Annotated in this window: 17 protein-coding genes; 2 read left to right on the top strand and 15 right to left on the bottom strand. The window is 40.1% G+C overall.

All coding sequences use genetic code 11. The features are described 5' to 3' along the window. Positions 1-2: 2 nt before the first annotated feature. The 4 genes from CVD28_RS13785 to CVD28_RS13770 form a co-directional block, all read right to left on the bottom strand. Complete coding sequence (locus CVD28_RS13785) at positions 3-1,259, bottom strand: Ger(x)C family spore germination protein (protein ID WP_101592949.1); 1,257 nt, start codon at positions 1,257-1,259, stop codon at positions 3-5. Beyond that, complete coding sequence (locus tag CVD28_RS13780; RefSeq protein WP_101592948.1) at positions 1,237-2,349, bottom strand: GerAB/ArcD/ProY family transporter; 1,113 nt, start codon at positions 2,347-2,349, stop codon at positions 1,237-1,239. The genes CVD28_RS13785 and CVD28_RS13780 overlap by 23 nt, the downstream gene beginning before the upstream one ends. A gap of 2 nt (positions 2,350-2,351) precedes the next feature. After that, a complete protein-coding gene (locus CVD28_RS13775) occupies positions 2,352-3,896 on the bottom strand; it encodes a spore germination protein (protein WP_101592947.1) in 1,545 nt (514 codons plus the stop codon). Between the two features lie 181 nt (positions 3,897-4,077). Next, positions 4,078-4,950, bottom strand: a complete 873-nt coding sequence (locus CVD28_RS13770) for a VanW family protein (protein WP_257985869.1) — start codon at positions 4,948-4,950, stop codon at positions 4,078-4,080. A gap of 164 nt (positions 4,951-5,114) precedes the next feature. Between CVD28_RS13770 and CVD28_RS13765 the strand changes: the two genes are divergently transcribed. Then, positions 5,115-5,984, top strand: coding sequence for a hypothetical protein (locus tag CVD28_RS13765; protein ID WP_101592945.1), 870 nt, complete (start codon positions 5,115-5,117; stop codon positions 5,982-5,984). Positions 5,985-6,140: 156 nt separating this feature from the next. Beyond that, positions 6,141-6,272 (top strand): hypothetical protein, encoded by a 132-nt coding sequence (locus tag CVD28_RS28820; protein WP_257985868.1) that lies wholly within the window; start codon positions 6,141-6,143, stop codon positions 6,270-6,272. A 549-nt stretch (positions 6,273-6,821) separates the two neighbouring features. Here CVD28_RS28820 and CVD28_RS13760 read toward each other — a convergent pair. From CVD28_RS13760 to CVD28_RS13710, 11 genes are all read right to left on the bottom strand, one after another. Continuing rightward, the gene (locus CVD28_RS13760) at positions 6,822-7,136 is read right to left on the bottom strand and encodes a hypothetical protein (protein ID WP_142384778.1); all 315 of its coding nucleotides are present in this window, start codon (positions 7,134-7,136) and stop codon (positions 6,822-6,824) included. Between the two features lie 149 nt (positions 7,137-7,285). Further along, positions 7,286-7,978, bottom strand: a complete 693-nt coding sequence (locus CVD28_RS13755; protein ID WP_101592943.1) for a peptidase E — start codon at positions 7,976-7,978, stop codon at positions 7,286-7,288. Positions 7,979-8,029: 51 nt separating this feature from the next. Further along, positions 8,030-9,391, bottom strand: a complete 1,362-nt coding sequence (locus CVD28_RS13750) for an MATE family efflux transporter (RefSeq protein ID WP_101592942.1) — start codon at positions 9,389-9,391, stop codon at positions 8,030-8,032. 338 nt (positions 9,392-9,729) lie between these two features. Then, positions 9,730-10,179, bottom strand: a complete 450-nt coding sequence (locus CVD28_RS13745) for a C40 family peptidase (protein WP_101592941.1) — start codon at positions 10,177-10,179, stop codon at positions 9,730-9,732. Positions 10,180-10,441: 262 nt separating this feature from the next. Continuing rightward, positions 10,442-10,843: a secondary thiamine-phosphate synthase enzyme YjbQ gene (locus CVD28_RS13740; protein WP_101592940.1), complete on the bottom strand. Its 402-nt coding sequence runs from the start codon at positions 10,841-10,843 to the stop codon at positions 10,442-10,444. 175 nt (positions 10,844-11,018) lie between these two features. Beyond that, positions 11,019-12,152, bottom strand: a complete 1,134-nt coding sequence (locus CVD28_RS13735) for a hypothetical protein (protein WP_101592939.1) — start codon at positions 12,150-12,152, stop codon at positions 11,019-11,021. Beyond that, positions 12,133-13,296 carry a DUF58 domain-containing protein gene (locus CVD28_RS13730; protein WP_101592938.1) on the bottom strand — a complete coding sequence of 388 codons (1,164 nt, stop codon included), beginning with the start codon at positions 13,294-13,296 and terminating at the stop codon, positions 12,133-12,135. The genes CVD28_RS13735 and CVD28_RS13730 overlap by 20 nt, the downstream gene beginning before the upstream one ends. Next, a complete protein-coding gene (locus CVD28_RS13725; RefSeq protein ID WP_101592937.1) occupies positions 13,293-14,225 on the bottom strand; it encodes an AAA family ATPase in 933 nt (310 codons plus the stop codon). The genes CVD28_RS13730 and CVD28_RS13725 overlap by 4 nt, the downstream gene beginning before the upstream one ends. 278 nt (positions 14,226-14,503) lie before the next feature. Beyond that, positions 14,504-14,824, bottom strand: a complete 321-nt coding sequence (locus CVD28_RS13720) for an 8-amino-7-oxononanoate synthase (RefSeq protein WP_101592936.1) — start codon at positions 14,822-14,824, stop codon at positions 14,504-14,506. After that, the gene (locus CVD28_RS13715; protein ID WP_257985867.1) at positions 14,821-15,735 is read right to left on the bottom strand and encodes an HD domain-containing phosphohydrolase; all 915 of its coding nucleotides are present in this window, start codon (positions 15,733-15,735) and stop codon (positions 14,821-14,823) included. Before CVD28_RS13715 ends, CVD28_RS13720 begins: the two co-directional genes overlap by 4 nt. Positions 15,736-15,892: 157 nt before the next feature. After that, entirely contained in the window at positions 15,893-17,605 is a 1,713-nt protein-coding gene (locus tag CVD28_RS13710) for a tetratricopeptide repeat-containing diguanylate cyclase (protein ID WP_101592935.1), read from the bottom strand. Positions 17,606-17,867: the final 262 nt, after the last annotated feature.

Genomic DNA, 17,867 nt, shown 5'->3' with positions numbered 1-17,867 from the left:
CTTTAATCCCTCAAATGCTGAATTTTTGGTACTTTTGTTTGTTTGCCTAAACCGCTGAGTTGTATATTGACAGAAACATGAATGTCCATTTCCGGATAAGTTTTCATCCAGTTAAATTTCCTATACTCAGCATTTGTAAGAAAATGTTTTCTGGCATCCAATGATAGAGGGAACACACAGGCTTTAAATTCTTTTTGCGACTTAGAGATTAATTTATTAAATTCTCTTTCAAAATCTGTTTTAATTTGTTTTCTTAATATCTCTCGTTTTCTGGCATCTTTTGTGTAGTCTACCATCGATCTGTCGGATAAAACATCTAAGACAAGCGGAACCTCGATCCGGACTTTAGGCGGATTTTGGTCCACATTCACGTTTACTTTATTATTCTGTTTTTTATGTATTCTTATCGCAAGCCGGTACTTCTTGTTAAAAGGGTCGTGGATCGTTGAGAGAACGTCTTGAATGTCTGTTGTTTCATCCAATATAGAAGCTAACCTGGTTTCCTGGCCATTTAATTTGCCAACCATGACTCCTTCCTTGAAAACAGCTGCCCCGGCAAATTGGGTTGTATTAGCGTTTCCATTTGCAGCCACTTCTCCCGCTATATACTCATCTTCATGTCTCAGCGGCGGATTTTCCTTCGGCTTTGCAGTCGTATAAATGGCTAAAAATGCATCGGCATCCTGCTCAGTAATTTCATAGAAACGATGGAAAGTGGAATCAGGGAGCATTCCGGTTTCCACCCCTCTTCTAATCATCAACTGGAAATACTTATGAGGCCTTGTCTCCAGCTTTGGTTTATTATTTTTGAAATAATCGCTTGCTTCTTCTTTCGAGATGGCTAAATAGGTATCCCGGCGGATTTCCCTGTCCTTTGTTGTATCATAAAACCAGCGAATAAAGTTATTATCGCTTGCCAGCTCCTCAGACACTACCATCAATTGGAGCAGTTCATAGGTCAACTGCTTAGCTACAATCGTATTGGCTGTATTTTTCGCAGTAATAAAATCACTTGAATGTATTGTGATGACCTCTTGGGGCGGTTCGTCAGTACTTCCGCTGACCAGGGAGCCCACCTCAGGATTTGCAATTACGAATGTAATTTTCAGCTGGTTTTCATTCTTGGACTTATCAATACCCATAGCCACGACAAACGCCAGTTTGTCAACCTCTCTCATATCGTAGCACCCTGAAGGAAGAATCATTAATAGAACTATTGGGATTAAAAGCAGCTTTCTACGCATGTTTCTTTTTTCCATTTTTAAACTCCCCTTTAAAGCTTGCTGTTAGCCAAAGCAGTATCGGCAGGAAAAAAAATAATGGACTTAAGTATAAATATAAATTTTTCCTTAATGAAAATATTGTAAAGGTGGGAGTTTCCATCAGCATCCCAAACCCTACGAAAATCAGGGCAAGGGAAGGGACAATATATTCAAAGTTCTTAATCTTAAACAAATCTCCAAATAGAAGGGCATTTAAATATAAATAGGCCGAAAAGCGGACAAAGGTTGCAATAAGCCAAATTGGAACAAATAGTGTTTCTATATTAGTCAAAAACTCTCCAAAACTGATATATCGGATTAATTCATGAAAAGGATAATTCATCATTTTGACTGGAAGATAGTCAAAGAGCGTTAAATAAATCAGAAAAGAAAAGCTTAGTTCTACCATTAGATATATCAGAGCAAACCAAGTACCCTTCTTCATGTCCCTTCCTTTAGCCAAATAAGGGAAAATTAATCCCATATATAGAATGTCTGCATAAATAGCCAAGTTATGAGTACTTTCTTGTATAATATTAACTGGACCCGAACCAAATATCGGAAATATTTTAGAAAAGTCGACATCCCGCATCACCAGGATGAAAGCTAATAATAAAAACCCTTTTACATAGTAGACTAGGGAATAAGCTACTGAACCTATTGCCTCAATCCCCTTCTTAGCACCATATGCGACTACAGCCATCATGGCCAGATAAATAATGACGGAAGGTGTTGCCGGGAAATACATGGTCTTTATGATATCCACATAGCTGCGAGAATCGACTACCAGTGCAAAAGATCCTATCAGCCACAGACAAAAAGAGATGAAAAAACCAAAATAGCGACCGAATAAAGAAAGATTTATTTCATGCAGATTTTTGTTTTCGTAATGCAAAAGCAGCCTGATAAGCAGAAAGACCGGCAGGAAGCTCATCAGTCCTGAAAGCAAGGGAATCATCCAGGCTGAACTTTCAAGCTCATCAAACAGCAGGGCTGGAGTATCATCAGATAGCTTGGCACCAATCATCATAACCAAAATGGCAACATATTCTCTAATTCCTATTTTCCCTTTAATATTCCCTTTCACATTTACACTTCTCCCTTTTTTATGCCGTCTTTTGGTTTCAGATAACCAGGCCTAAATCTTTCACTGCTAATCTTTTTTCTAAATAAAAGATCCCCAGACGATCTGTATTTAGGGGTAAAAGGAGCAAAGTATGGGACTCCAAAAGATTTAATAGAAACTGCGTAATACAGCCCCCCGACAAATAAGGCAGTCAATCCAAAAATCCCAAATACGCCCGCTACAAGGATAAATGGAAATTTTATTATTCGGATCGTGAAATTAAAATGAATCTCGTTGATGGCAAATGAACTCAGTCCCCCGAGTGCGACTATAATGATAACCAGCGGACTGATAACATTCGCCTGAACTGCTGCTTGCCCCAAAATGAGGGCACCGACTATCCCGATCGTTGGACCAATTGGACTTGGGACTCGCAGCCCCGCTTCCCGGATCAATTCAAAGGCAAATTCCATAAGCAAGATTTCAACTATGGCCGGAAATGGTACTTTTTCCCGTGTTGCCGATATAGCTAGCAGCAGGTCAGGCGGTATCATCCCGGAGTGATAATTGGCAATGGCAATATAAGAAGCTGAAATGAATATGGTATTAAATAAGGCAAGAAATCGCAGTAAACGGGTAAAATTTGCATAAGGAAAACGCAAATAATGCTCTTCCGGGTTATGAAAAAAAGACCAGAAGGTAACTGGAATAACCAGACAAGCCGGGGCGTTATCCATAAACAGCACAATATGGCCTTCTTGAAGAAAGCTCGTGGCCCTGTCCGGCCTTTCTGTATATAGAATGGTAGGAAATAAAGAGTTTTTCCTGTCTTCAATGAGCTGTTCCAGCAAACTGATGTTTTGGACGGCAGCGATGTCAATCTTTGAAATACGGTCTTTCACTTTTTTCAGCAAGTCCTCGTTTACCAGATCTTTTACATAAAGGATAAACAACCCATTATTGGCCCTTTTTGCAACAACTGCTTTTTCAGCAACAAGGCTTTCATTACGGAAATTCTTCCGGACAAGAGATAGATTTACGAGCGCTTTTTCCGTAAATGCTTCCTTTGGCCCTTTAAGGACTACTTCATTCTCGGCCTTTCCAACGGGTCTTGCCTGAAAACTGGAAGCATCTGCAAGATAGCATTGCATATCACCATCCACAAAAATAGCCGCATTTCCATTATTGACCTCGTCCACAATATCTTCTATTTTCTTTGCAGTTTTCACTGACCGGGCTGAAATGATATTCAGTATTTCAGCATCGGATTCTGATTCATGGAGGAGCGGATCAATAATCCTCGCTTCAATTTCTAGCGCATCGGTTATCGAGGCTATAAACAGGATGGCGGCATTGCGTTTAAGCCTTGGTATGAAAATCTCCCTTACCTTCACGTCAGCATTATCGGGAACAGAATACAAGCTTTTAAAAATTTTTAAGTTCTGGTCAAGGGTATCCTTAATATCCTGTTTCTTTAAGGCAATTTCACCGTGAGCGCTCACTTCAGGAGGGTTGGGCGGTGAAGTTTTTAACTTTTTAAGGATACGTTTGAAAAATTTTTTTCGCATTCTTCTCCCTCCCTGCCCTGTATTTATTTAGTAATGTTTCCTAACTGCAGAGAATTAGTCAGCAGTTTTTCGGAAATCCCCGGACAAAATGGGAAAGCCCGCCCCACTTTACAAGTGAAAACGGGCCTTATATGCTGATTTCGTCGAAAAAAAACCTTAATTCTATACAGCTTTAAGATATCTACCCAGAAATAAATTTAACTGCTTCAGAGGAGTAAATATTTATTATCATCAGGCCTCCCTGAGCTTTTGCCATAATTAGGATTGGCTGATTGTAGTTATTCTTAAATTTAAAGTCTGGACCATACCAGCTTACCGTGGCATCACGTCCAAAGGGGACATACGGTACCTGTCTCGTATGGCAATAGCGCTCTACAATTTTCATACCTGCATCGTCCACAGCATTAAACAATGTGGATGAAACCTGGCAAATCCCTCCGCCAATTCCTTCAGAAAATTCTCCCCGTATGATGACCTTTGCTTTACGATATCCTTTTGATTCGGTTCTTTTCCCAACAACCTTATTAAACGAAAAAGTTTCCTGCGGAAATACCACATGATTATTTAATGCCTCGGCAGCAAGAGCGATATTATGAGACCGATTTTTATTGGAAGGATTAAATGAAGAAACGAATTGACCAATCCTATGGACACGTATTTCCGCAAGCAGCTCTTCATCTACTTTTGGATGAATTGGTAATAAAGGTACATCGATTCTTGAAGAACCGCTGTTATAGTAATAACGGAAAAACTGGCTGCTGAATTCATCACGATACAGCTGGTAACCTGACACACCCGGTATAATATTTCCGTTTTTATCAATAAAGGCGTTTATAGGCTCCTGATACATTTGTTTTTCAAGTTGATCTAAAAACTTCAGATACTTACTGACATTAATGATTGGTATAACTGTTGAAGCAGCAGAAACATCTGTACGGTTTACACGGTTGATTTCGGATTCCTTATGGAGAATTACCAAATCATTTGAATAATTACCGATCTGGCCAACTATAAGCAGTCCTGCTAGCATAGATAATTTTAACAGCCGGTCCACCTCCCTGCACTTCTAAATGATAATTCGAAGAAATTCTTATACAAAAAGTATTACCTGTTCGGCTTGTTTTATCAGAATGGTTTTGGGAAACTTTCTTCCAGAAATTTCGTCTATTGGCGAGTGCCTCTTTAGAAAAATATAAGTAAAAAAAGAGGTGTCAATTAATGCTGAAAACAACATTCCTGCTTGTTATATTTCTCATTCTCTTAACAGGACCGGCAGAAGCTTCAACTAAAATTGAATTTATTGAAAAATATGACAGTCCTATTAGCTTTAAGGTGGAAGCTTTACCATGGGACATGGCCAATCAAATTGTGCCAAAAGGCACCGTGTTTACTATAATTGATGTAGAATCGGGCATGCAATTTAAGGTTCAAAGGAGAGCCGGGAGCCAACATGCAGACGTGCAGCCTTTAACTAAGCAGGACACGAAGGTTATGAAGAAAATTTATAAAGGGAGATGGAGCTGGAAGAGAAAGGCGATTATTGTTCTGGTTAACGATCAGATGATTGCCGCTTCCATGCACGGAATGCCTCATGGAGCTGGTGCTCTTACAAACGGTTTTCGAGGTCATTTTTGCATTCACTTTTTAGGGAGCACCACTCACCGTTCACGTAAAACTGATCCCCTGCATAAATTAATGATTTTAAAAGCCGGCGGAAAACTGGATGAATATATAGATAGTCTTTCTCCTGCTGAATTAATAGATGTCTTTTCACAGTCCGTTAATATGCATGATAAGGAAATCCTTAAGCAAACCGTTGCTTTTGGAAGAAATAAGGAAAAACTAGAAAAAGAGCTGGATGAAATTTCTTACTTGGGGATAACGGTCTTACAGCCTAAAAAGGAAGAGGATGGTTTGATACTCACAGAATTACCAGCAAAAGTGGAATTAAAACAGAATAATAAGCCTAAGGAAAAAAAAGTTATTCGCTTTGTTATAAAACGGGATAATGCTGCTGATAGGTGGTTTATTGATGGTGACTATCTTGAGAGTGAGTTAATTCAAAGCACAGAAAAGGAAAAAAAATAATAAAATTTCTTTTTATAGGGTTTGACTGCCCTGATAAACTTAGCAAATGGTAAAATAACCCATACGGTGTTTATAAGCAAATAAATTCGGGTAAGCAAAAAAACAATCGTTCGTGCATATCTTTAAAACACTAGCTAAGAAGGGGGGCGCAATTACATGGCAGCAATTGAACTTATTACTTGGATTATCACTGGAATCTTAGGTTTGGCGTTTATTTCAGTTTTATGGGCAGTAGCCAGAAAACCTCATTACATGACTAAGAAAGTGGAACGCAAAAACCAGCCTTAGCAATTTATTATCATATTCCTTACTCTTTTTTCTTGATGATTTATTCTGAGTGTGGAAGTTTATGAATTGTGATGCAGAAACTTTGTTAATTAAAATCAGCGGGAATAAAAAGAAAAGCACACCAATGCAATATTTACAAAAATAATAGTCAGAAAAAAATTAGCCTCCTAGTATTTTGGCTTTGCACTTCATTGATGTCGGGATAACAGGTCAATTCCATAAGAACCTCCATGTTTAACTTACTTCAAATATTCTCCCTTTCTATGGCCAAGAAAATATTTACGGTATCCAAATAAAAAAAGCCTGTATCGATCGTTGCTAAGTAACGAGGATACAGGCTTAAATTATTTAAAAATAAATAGTGGTACATATTATTAAGTTGCATTTTTGCGGCTTATTTATTTTTGAACATTTCCAAAAATGCATCTAGAATTTCAATACCCTGGAACGTTAATAAACTAATAGCTGTTAACGAAAAAAAGCCCATTATAATAAAGCGAATCCACATCATACATATGATCCTCCTTTGCGTATAAAGTAATTTCTTACTTATTTGCAAAGGCTATAAACTAGATAATTCCCTTGAAAACGAATGGGCGTGAGCGATATTAGCCTCCTTAAAAAGGGAATATGGAGGAAGCAGAGAAGCCTGACAGACAGAACTAATGCTGTAAGAATAAACGCAGTTTCCAAACTGCCGGCTAGCTTGCCGAATTTATCGCCGAAAGAATCATCACTAACCTGGTCAAAAGTGACGGAACCGATTTCAAGAGTCGTTTCTGTTTTAGGAATATGCTTGTCACTACTGCCGTAAAAGGATGCAAGCAGGAATATCAGTATAAAAAGGGCAAAGTTTCTCATCAATTCAGCACGCCCCTTTTTGAGTATTGATATCATCATATAGTAAAAGTGACAGAAATGGTACATTTAAGTACTGACAAATTTCCACATTAAACTACAATAGCCTTGAAAACACTACTAAATTTAACCCTTCTTTCAACTAATCTTAATTGTCATCCTAAATAAATATGTTCAAGCTTTTCTTCTTCAACTTGGCCATTGATGGAGCGGACATAATAAGCTCTTGCATTTGGCCGTGAGGTAACTACTATCGACAATTCATCACCAACGAAATGCAGGGCTGCTCCATCATCTGCAGCAAACCCTTCCTGTAACAATCCAGATTTGATCAGGCTATGGTATGACGGCCTTCTTTCACTTTCCCCATCATAATGGGGACAATTACTCCCCTTTAAAAAGCCTAAGGCAGACAATCCTCGTAAAGGTCCAAAGGAATCGGTAACTCCCTCTTCAAACCAGCAAATTGAACCCGCACTGATTCCAGCCAGAATTACTCCATTCTCCCACGCTTTCTTCATCACCTTGTCCAGGCCCCATTCTCTCCACAATACAAGCAAGTTCTTTGTGTTTCCTCCACCCGCATAAATGATATCTCTATCCAATACAAAATCTTCAAGATTTTGAGTTGGCGGCTTGAATAAAGACAAATGGCTGGGAGTACAATCCAGTGTTTCAAATGCTGCATAAAACCTTTTAATATAGCCTTCAGAATCACCGCTTGCTGTCGGAATAAAACACACCTTTGGTACTTTTGCCTCTGATTGTGCCAGCAGATATTTATCAAGAGCAAGATTTTCCGGTTCCATCGAAAAACCTCCGCCGCCCATTGCGAAGATTTGTTTCATAGTGCGGGCCTCCTTTGCACTGCTTATTTTTTGATTAATAAACTACCCAGCCTATTCCATCACTGCACTCGAAAATTTATTTTTTTGAATATACAAAAGACGCATTGATAAAGCAATCCCTGCTGCCAGCAGTCCGGATGTCAGCCCGATCCAATAACCGGAAGCTTCCAAATTCGTATAGCGGGCAAGCAAATAACCGACCGGCAGGCAAATGAGCCAATACGCGATCAATGTCATGATAAAGGCAATATTGACATCTTTATATCCTCTCAAAGCCGCCAGAGCGGTTGCCTGGATCGCATCTGAAATCTGGAAGAACAATGCGTAAATTAAAAAGTGGGCTGTTAGGGCAATGACAGTTGTTTCGTTTGAATAAAACCCGGCTACTTCATAACGGAAGAATACAACCAGCAGGCCTGTCACTAAGGCAATCAATATGGAAAGATTAATCCCTAGCCAGCTATAGGCTTTTGCATCCTTATACCGGCCAGCCCCTACCTCAAATCCTACCAGAACCGTTTGCGCCATCGAAATACTCATTGGAATCATATACAAAAATGCGACGATATTTAAAGCAGATTGGTAGGCTGCAATAGTTGTAATATCATACTTGCTGATCAATATCATCACAACTGCGAATATGCCTGATTCAAAAAAGATGGAAAGGCCCATCGGCACTCCAATTTTTAAGATCTCTGCAAACTTATCGGAGGCAAACTTCTTAAAAGCCTCTATCGATACATAAGCGGAATAGGGATTTTGCGTCTTAATGATAAGTGCAGTTAATCCCGCAATCAGCCAATAAGTAAACGATGTCGAATATCCCGCCCCTGCCCCGCCAAGCTCAGGAAAACCCCAGTTGCCAAAGATAAGGACATAGTTCAGCAAAAAATTGATCGGGAGTGAACAAAGAAGGATAATCATTACAATTCTGGTTTTTCCCAATGCATAGATAAAAGACCTTAACACATTAAAAATGAACAATGGAATGATCCCATATGCCAAACCAACCAAATAATCCCGGGCGATTCGCTGGACATTAGCATCTAAATCCATCATTCCTAATATCACATCTAAAAATAAAAAACCAGCGAGTATCACCAAAATAGCAATGGCTAGCGCCAGGTAGACTCCATGAGCCAGAACCGCAGAAACTTCCTTATCCTTTTTCTGCCCTAATCGCTGTGCAGCAATGGGTGATACTGCCAGGAGTATCCCGCTCAAGCCCGTAAAAACCGGGTTCCAGATCGCGGAACCTATGCCTACCCCTGCCAGATCAGACGGATTGTACTTGCCTGACATAACCGTATTAAAGAACACCATCGAAAACATTCCAAGCTGGGTAATTAATATGGGTATTAATAGAATTGCAAGCTGCTTAATCTTTTCTCTGTAAGTAAATGTTTCGTACATAAATAGCTGCTCCTTGAATAGTAAAAATAGCGGTAAAGTTTATTATATTCCATTTTTAATAAAAGCGCCCTGAAAATCTTCCATTCTTTTCTATTTTAAGGTGTTCTCTATATTTTAATTGAGATTTATATATAACAAAATCTATTTAACAACTCATTTTAAAAAAACAGCAGGCTAAAAAAGCTTAATTGCTTGCCTAGCCTGCCTGTTTTATTCAAGTTAATAGTTACCGAAGCAATCTCGGGGATTAAATGGCTCTGCTTAAATACAATTTTTTTCAGAATTAACTATCATCGAAGTCACAGCAAAAAAGAGAGAGCCAATGGCTCTCTCCCTTATTATAAGCGCTTCGCGCCAACGAATTTAGGTTTCCAATATGTGTTGCTTGTACTTGCAATTGATACTCCTTTAGAAGAAGAAGAATGTATCATCTTTCCGCTTCCAATATAAATAGAAGCATGTGTCACTCTCGAGGCTTTATTTGGAGCAAAGAACATTAAGTCGCCTGGTTTTAATGATTTAATGGATGAAACTCTTGACCCTTTTTTATACATTTCAACAGTTGTGCGAGGAAGAGTCTTTCCTGCCTTTGCATAAGAATATTTAATTAAACCTGAGCAGTCATAACCTTTTCTAGACATGCCGCCCCATTTATAAGGAACTCCCATTTGAGTCTTTGCGGCTGCAATTGCCTTAGTTTGAGGCGAAGCAGCAGCCTCGCTCATGGTTGGTGCAACAGTGGCTAAAATAGATGCGACAGATAGAGCTGCGATTATTTTCTTTAACATTGTTGTTTTCCCCCAGTTGTTTTTATCTAAACCTATATTAACTAATAATTGATAACATTGGCATCACAGGGGCATTACATTTATATTACAAAATTAAACTAAAAACGCCAGAATTCTACAATACCTACAAAAGAAAAAGAGCACCGTAAAAGATGCTCTTCCTTGATATAGTAATTTTTCAAAGGCCCTACTGATACTGGCTATGATTTAATCATTTTTGTCTAACATTATCAAAAATAGAGCCAGCCGCAGGAGCTCCCAATTACCCTTCAACTATTTTTATATAAAACTCCCGTTCCCTCGGCCCATCAAATTCACAGAAGTAGATCCCTTGCCATCTTCCAAGCAACAGCCTGCCGTTTTGGACAATCATCTGCTGAGAGGCACCCATTGCGCTTGCTTTCATGTGGGCTGCTGAGTTGCCTTCTTCATGCTTATCCTGCGTTATGCTCCAGGGATACATTTCATCGAACCTGCGAATCATGTCACTCTTCACGTCCGGGTCGGCGTTTTCGTTAATCGTGATTCCCGCTGTTGTGTGAGGGCAATAGACGATAACGGCAGCTTCACTGAATCCTGCCACCCTGACAAATTCTGAAACCTCATTCGTAATTTCAATCATTTCATCTCTTTTTGAGCTGGATACCCTGCATTTTTTAATCATAGAGATATAACCTGCCTTTTTGATTAATTGCTATTGCATCCTTATACCCTAAACTGGATCTTTAAAATCAAACTTTGGGTTTTGGTTTGGCTGCAGGCTGATAGATTGTTTAAACCGGACCGCATCAGTGTTGTCAATATGCTGCCCGCCCGCAATCTTTCAGGTTATAGCCACTCTAATCCATTCTGTCTGCATTGTTTCGCTTCATTTCGCTTGATTTTTGTTTTACCTTGTTAACCAGTGTGGCCATTTCCCGTTGAAAAAGCGCAATTTCTTCCTTGCTCTTTTCATTTTTACTATACCGCACTTCATGATACATACTTTTTAACAAATCTGCTGTTTGACTATCGGCCGCTGCTGACAGACGATCCACCCAGTCGGAAAAAGGTTCTCCTTTTAATCTGGCATTTGCAGAATTTAGTTTTTTCTCTGTTTTGAAGACTATTTTCCGGATTGGATCTTTTGGAGATAGCAAATTCCTTTTATGCTCCTGAAAACTATGCGAAATAAATACCCCAGCAGGCAGTGGAGCTGCAATACCGTCAAGGTTTTGCTCTCTGCGTTTGACTCTAAATTTGCGGACTATATACACAAGCAAGACTGATATTGCAATGGCTGCAAAATAATAAAAGCTGCCGTTGCCCTCACTAAATTGAATATCTTCAAATTGATTTTCAATATGCTTATTTATTAATTCCCCACCTTGGGAACTTGTTCTTTTCGTGAAAATAGTTAGCATAAATTCCATTATTGGGCCAATAATCCACCCGAGTACAGCTAAAACGAAACCGATAGCGTGCTGTATAAATTTCACTAGATACGGGGCAGCAAAGGTTGCCATTACAGCAAGCAGACAAGTGAGTGCAAGGAACCCAATCTTCTGTATTGCAAATTTAGCCGAAACACTTTCCAGAAATACAAATATTGCAAGTATGATCAGGAAAACAATTATTTCTGCCATATCAGGAAAACTCATATTTAAGAAGGTGGAAGCAATTAAGGCTGCACAGGAAAACAGCGCAATTTGTTTATGGGTAAAGACCTTTTCTAAAAACAGTAAATAGAAACAGCCCGTCAGGATAACTGCTTGAACAAGGCCGAAAGGAAGGAAAAAAATGCCCGCAGCGGCCTGGCAGACTGCAAAAATCGGCCTGGAAAACGAATGCTTCAGCTTTCCTTTAACTTTAAGTAAGCTGATTATAAGATAGCTGCCGGTAAAGAACAGCAAAAATGGGATGTATTTTTCCTGCTGGTCGGTCAGCAGAAAGATGAACAGGTAAACGATAATGTTATAGAGCTGCGGCAGCAATGCAATCGCCTCCCGACAGTCTGCCATTTTCATCTACATATACGGTATTCTTAATTCTGCTTTCTCTTTTGCCAGTTCCGCTGATGAATATCGTCAAGGCAGAAGAACTGCTTTGGGTGTTTACATACTTGGCAAACGATTGTTCATTGACCAGAACAGCTTCCGTCTTGATCTGGGCTAGGGTTGTCAAACAAACTCCGAGATGTTTCATCCCTTCATCCATGTTTAGCCCAATAGGAACGGACTGCTGGTATAAATTCACAAACAGCTCAAAGGGTATTTTTTTGCTGGCTGCAAGCTGGCATAGAAAAGCTGCATAAGAGATCATATCTTCCATTTTATCATGGTAAGCGTAAGCAGCTGGGGAAGAAAGAACAAGGCAAATAGTGATTCCCCGTTGGACAACGGGCTCGTATTTTTTTGCAGCAAGTGACTGGGATTTTGCAGTGGCTTTCCAATGAATTTGCCTAAATCCTTCCCCTTCATATGGCTTTACACCAACTATTACCGACTCATCCTTAAAGTAAGAAAAGCTTGCCCCATTTCTCCCAGGCAGAATTTTTTCAAGCGCTTTCATTTCAGGGAGCGGCTTAGGCAATGGATATACCAAAATCTTAGTATCAAGCCGGTCAAGCGGAGGAAAGTGAATGGTCGCCGTCCCAAGCCAATCAGTGATGATTAGTTCAGATTCTTCCAGAAAATAAATCCCTCTTTGCTGCGGAATTATCTTGAGCTGGAAATACACATTTTTTTTTGCTGGCAGCATAAATTGAAATTGCTTAGCTGTTCCCCGTAAATCGGTTAATTTTTTTTCATTCATTTCGTTAAGAGATGGGTCTAGCTTTATGGTTAGCTTCCCTGAAGGAACCGGAAACCTGGATGCATTTTGCAGCCCGATGGTGATGGTCGCAGAATTCCCCGGAAAGAGCCGGAGCATCTTCTTTTCATGCAGGATATGCAGCTTTGAAGATATGTTTTTTATAAACAGGGTGACTAGCAATGCAAAAATATAATAGGCCCAAAACAGAAACAGAACATAGCGGTGTGGAAAAAGCCATACCGTCAAAAAGAATAAAGGAACCGTTGTGATAATAATATAGGGCTGAAAAAATAGTGCCTGATATACGAAAATCCCCCGGTTCATCTTGCAATCTCCACTGGAACATCAACCGAGCTGAGAATTTCGACCAGGACTTCTCTGCTGCCGGAAGTAAGTGAGCCCTCCATGCTCAAAGTTATCCGGTGTGCAGCAATGTGCGGAAACACGAACTGGACATCTTCTGGAAGGCAATAGCTTCGGTTTTCAAAAAGTGCTTTTGCCTGGGCACCCCGCACTAAGGCAAGCGATGCCCTAGGACTTAATCCTGTCTGGCATAATGGATGATTCCTTGTAGCAGAAACCAGTCCAAGTATATAATCCTCTATCGGCTCAGATATCTCTATTCTTTTTGCTGCTGCCTGGACCTCCAGCAATTCAGCACCAGTTATACAGGAAGACAACTCAGCGAGAGGCTCCTCATTCCTGAACCGTCGAATCAATTCCTTTTCCTGTTCAATAGAAGGATATCCAAGAGAAAGGCACATGAAAAAGCGGTCAAGCTGGGCATCCGGCAGCGGGAATGTACCCTGGGATTCAAACGGGTTTTGGGTGGCGATGACAAGAAACGGCTGCGGCAGAATTTCCGTATGCCTGTCGATAGTAACCTGCCCTTCCGCCATTGCTTCAAGCAAGCTTGACTGGGTACGAGGCATGGCACGGTTAATTTCATCAGCAAGAAGGATGTTTGCTTTAATCGGCCCTACTCTTACTTCAAATTCGCTTGTTTTAGGATTAAAATATTCAATTCCAGTCACATCCCCCGGCAGGACATCCGGTGTAAACTGGATTCTGGAAAATTTGCCATCTACGCTTTTCGCAAGTGTTTTCGCCAGAACAGTCTTCCCCGTACCGGGAACATCCTCGAGCAGGACATGTCCATTGCTGATTAGCGATAAGATAATCAGTTCAGTCACTTCATTTTTACCCACAAACACTTTTTGAATATTGTCTGCTAACATTTTTAATTGATTCATTGAGGCACCTGCTTGTTAAAATATTTATCTTCCTAATAATACCATAATTTCCACCGTATCTAGCCTGCGTGAAATTTTATATAATAAGAATAAAATATAAAAATATTTAAACATAAAAAAGGATGCCAGAAATGAGAAGATGGACCATTAAGGCGATTGTCTTCTATGAATATGATTTCAGGAGCTAAAAAGCATATTGATAGGCTGTTCTAACGATGCTATAAAAAAAAATAGCCCCTGGTCAAAATTTGACTAAGGGCTATTTTCCTTCTTTGCATTTAGAATGTAGCCATTGGGGGGTCGATACCAAGTACCGGCTCTCCATTAATCGTTAACCAGATATAGTAGTGGTCAATTTCTTTTCCTGAAATCTTTTCGATTTCAGCTATGATTTTCTCTTGTAATTCAAAAGATAATTTTGCAGTTTCTTCCCCAAGCGGAACATCCTTTAATCCCATCAAGTCAGCGATCTTTCTAGCTTCTTTGGCAGTTACCTCGACATATTTGTCGTGCTCCTTTAAATACGCTGCTTCCGCAGGTTTGACTGTAAATAGGGCAGCAAGTACCAACATCATTGTGAATAGACCTAGCTTTTTCATTCTTTTTCCCCCTTAATGATTCTTTCTTTATTTTTTAAAAATATATCTACAATGTCCGGGTTATACATTGTACCCCGACAATGAAGTATCTCTTGAAATCCCTCTTCCACTGATCTTCCTTTTTGATAAACTCTATCTGTTGTAATAGCATCAAAAGAATCAACAATCGAAATAATGGAGGCTTCAATCGAAATTTCTTTTCCCTTGAGCCCTTTCGGGTATCCTTTACCATCATATCTTTCGTGATGTTGTTCAACAATATGACCGGATTCTATTAAAACAGGGTTTCCGGTTTGTTCAAGCATTTCTTTTCCATAAGTCGTATGTTTCTTCATAATATTCCATTCTTCAGCTGTAAGCTTTCCTGGTTTTTGCAGGATTGATAAAGGTATTTTTACCTTGCCTATATCATGTAAAAAGGAAGCCATGTTAAGCCTTAATAACTGTTTAGAATCGAATCCCAGCTCTTCCCCGATTATCATAGAAATTTTGTTAATTCTGCCGCAGTGATCCACAGTATAGCCATCTTTTTCTTCAATTGATACTGCCAGCTCCATTAACTCTTTTGTCGCTTTGCTATAGTGATGGAATACCGGCTGCGAGGTCACATATAGAAATTCTGTTGTTTCCGTTGCCTGGAAAAGATAATGTTCAGAAACAGGACTTTCATGAAAGGAGTCTCCGGTTTTAAGAGTTTTAAAACCCTCTGATGTTGGATATCTAAGCTGTCCGGAAAGTACATAGACATATTCCAGCGCTTTCCAGCCTTCGGTTGGATATAATACCCATCTCGTATCGGGATCCAATTTATGATAGATTATTTCAGTTCCATCACCAGATGCGATAAGAGAGATCTGTAAACCTTTCATGTGGACGGTTTCAATGAAATTTCTTTCATTTATTTTGTCCACTCTTTAACCATCTCCCAACTTCATATATTAAAATGATAACTTTTTAACATTGTTTACCTATTATACCAAAAGATCTCTACTAATTAAGTAGTACGAAAGGCACTGAATTTTGTTAATATCTGTGAATAACAGAATCTATTTAACCTATTTATAGCTTTTAATTAATCAGTTTTGGACTCATTGCAGCTGAATAAACCCTGTCGCGTCCTGACCGCTTTGCAATATATAAATTTCGGTCTGCCTCCGAAAGCAAGGAACTTCTGCACGCCTGATTTCCATATGCCGTACAAACTCCAATGCTCACAGTTACTGGGAGATCACCGGTGATGGGACTCCAGTCAGCTGAACGCACTGCACGGCGCAGCTCCTCAGCACAACGGAGTCCCTCCTGCTCATCCACTCGAGGAAGAATTACAAGAAATTCTTCACCGCCAATTCTCGCAACCATTGCAGTCTCAAGAGTTGTCACCGTTAGGATTCTTGCAAAATGAACGAGAACTGCATCTCCGACATCATGAGAGAGGGTGTCGTTGATTTGCTTAAAGTTATCCAAATCTAGCATGGCTACTGTCAATGGTTCACTTCTGGCAGCAGCATCCGCAATTAGTTGTTCAATATGACTATCAATGTAACGCCGGTTATGTAAGTTGGTAAGCGGATCCCGCAGTGCCATTTCCCTGTAATGCTCACTGTCACGCCGTGCTTCTTCAGCCTCAAACACTAACTTTAATATACGGGCACGAGATTCACGCTCATACTTACGGAGGGTTTCTTCATCTGCATGGAATCCCCGGTGCTCTTCATATGCCTCCCGATAACTTCCTGCTGCGGCAAAGAGCTCTGCTTGCTCCAGCCTCACTTTAACCCGCAGCGGGGCAAGTCCAAGTTCGTTGGCAAGATGCTTTGCTTTATCAAGTGAAGCCTGTGCACGCTTCAATGCTCCCTGCATCCGCTGCGCTACTGCGGCTGTAAGCAAACATTCCGGAAGAGCGGTTAGCTCGTTCAGCATCCTTTTTGAGATGTCTTTCAAGACTGGTTCAAGTGTCTTTTCTGAGTCAACCGGTCTGCCAAGAAGTATCTCAATACGGGCAATTGTATCCAAAGTAATTGCGTCGAGCGGAACAGAATGCTCCTCGGCTATCGACCTAAGACGGGTTACCAGCTCTTGAGACGATGCAGCATCGCCAAGCTGATATGCAGTAAACGCCATATTATTTATCGAAATTATAGCAAGCTGGACATCATTTGTTTCAGCAGCAATGTCCAGCACCTCTCCAAACCTTCGATCCGCCTCATCATATGCTCCGTTATCCCCCAATGTAAGAGCGAGTATTAACAAGTGGTCAGCACGGATATGCGGAAGCGCATTGTCAAAAGTGTTTTCCACTGCCCGTACAGCATGTTCGAAAGCGCTGGTATTGTCACCCATCCTGCTAAAGAAGCTAGACAGCAATCGATGACTGCGGGCAATGACAACCGTATTCATTTCCTCGATTCCCCAAGCATTTACTTCATGAAAGATCCTGCCACCCTCGGCAACACTTCCCTGGCGGGTGATTATATCTGCATGAACAAGCAGGGATCTCATTTCCAGGGCTTCCGCTCCCAGCCTCTTTGCGATGCTAAGTGTATGCTTTGCCGGTACTACTGCAGAGCTCATGTCCCTGAATGGCATAACCTCTAGTATATCAAGAATTGCTGCTAAGGACTTTGCTATATCAATGCCCGTCTTCTGCTCCTCTGAATTTTCGCCTGAAAAATCGACAAGTCTGTTTAAGCAATTCAGACAAGTACTTCTGCCATTCTGCTCAGAAGTCCATACACTTTCCTCCTGACATATATGGCACATTTGTTTGTAAGCAGATAACAAGTTTGTTCCCCCTATGTGAAACGGTTCGTTTCTAAGTCTAATCCACCCATCAAAACGAAGCACTATTCTAGAAAACTTTTACAATAATTTAAATTATAACAAAGGACAACAACTGTAAAACGATTCTTTTATCCTGCTTTTTTGTAAAAAATATCCCTTTTATATTGTTTTTACACATGCAAATTGCTGAAATGGCAATAATCAAATAAAAACGGCACATATAGGGGAGTGCCGGTTTATAAATCGCGTATGCTTCCGCATA

It is taken from the genome of Bacillus sp. M6-12, assembly GCF_002860285.1.
Classification (GTDB): Bacteria; Bacillota; Bacilli; order Bacillales; family DSM-1321; genus Peribacillus.
Note: the sequence above shows the minus strand (reverse complement) of the source record. Positions and strands in the feature narration are given on the sequence as shown.

Bases quoted from the DNA above. Each gene is read 5' to 3' on its own strand.
- CVD28_RS13765 (WP_101592945.1), top strand. From the start codon at position 5,115: ATGCTGAAAACAACATTCCTGCTTGTTATATTTCTCATTCTCTTAACA.
- CVD28_RS13755 (WP_101592943.1), bottom strand. From the start codon at position 7,978: ATGAAACAAATCTTCGCAATGGGCGGCGGAGGTTTTTCGATGGAACCG.
- CVD28_RS13720 (WP_101592936.1), bottom strand. From the start codon at position 14,824: ATGAAAAAGCTAGGTCTATTCACAATGATGTTGGTACTTGCTGCCCTA.
- CVD28_RS13775 (WP_101592947.1), bottom strand. From the start codon at position 3,896: ATGCGAAAAAAATTTTTCAAACGTATCCTTAAAAAGTTAAAAACTTCA.
- CVD28_RS13750 (WP_101592942.1), bottom strand. From the start codon at position 9,391: ATGTACGAAACATTTACTTACAGAGAAAAGATTAAGCAGCTTGCAATT.
- CVD28_RS28820 (WP_257985868.1), top strand. From the start codon at position 6,141: ATGGCAGCAATTGAACTTATTACTTGGATTATCACTGGAATCTTAGGT.
- CVD28_RS13725 (WP_101592937.1), bottom strand. From the start codon at position 14,225: ATGAATCAATTAAAAATGTTAGCAGACAATATTCAAAAAGTGTTTGTG.
- CVD28_RS13785 (WP_101592949.1), bottom strand. From the start codon at position 1,259: ATGGAAAAAAGAAACATGCGTAGAAAGCTGCTTTTAATCCCAATAGTT.
- CVD28_RS13730 (WP_101592938.1), bottom strand. From the start codon at position 13,296: ATGAACCGGGGGATTTTCGTATATCAGGCACTATTTTTTCAGCCCTAT.
- CVD28_RS13740 (WP_101592940.1), bottom strand. From the start codon at position 10,843: ATGATTAAAAAATGCAGGGTATCCAGCTCAAAAAGAGATGAAATGATT.
- CVD28_RS13745 (WP_101592941.1), bottom strand. From the start codon at position 10,179: ATGTTAAAGAAAATAATCGCAGCTCTATCTGTCGCATCTATTTTAGCC.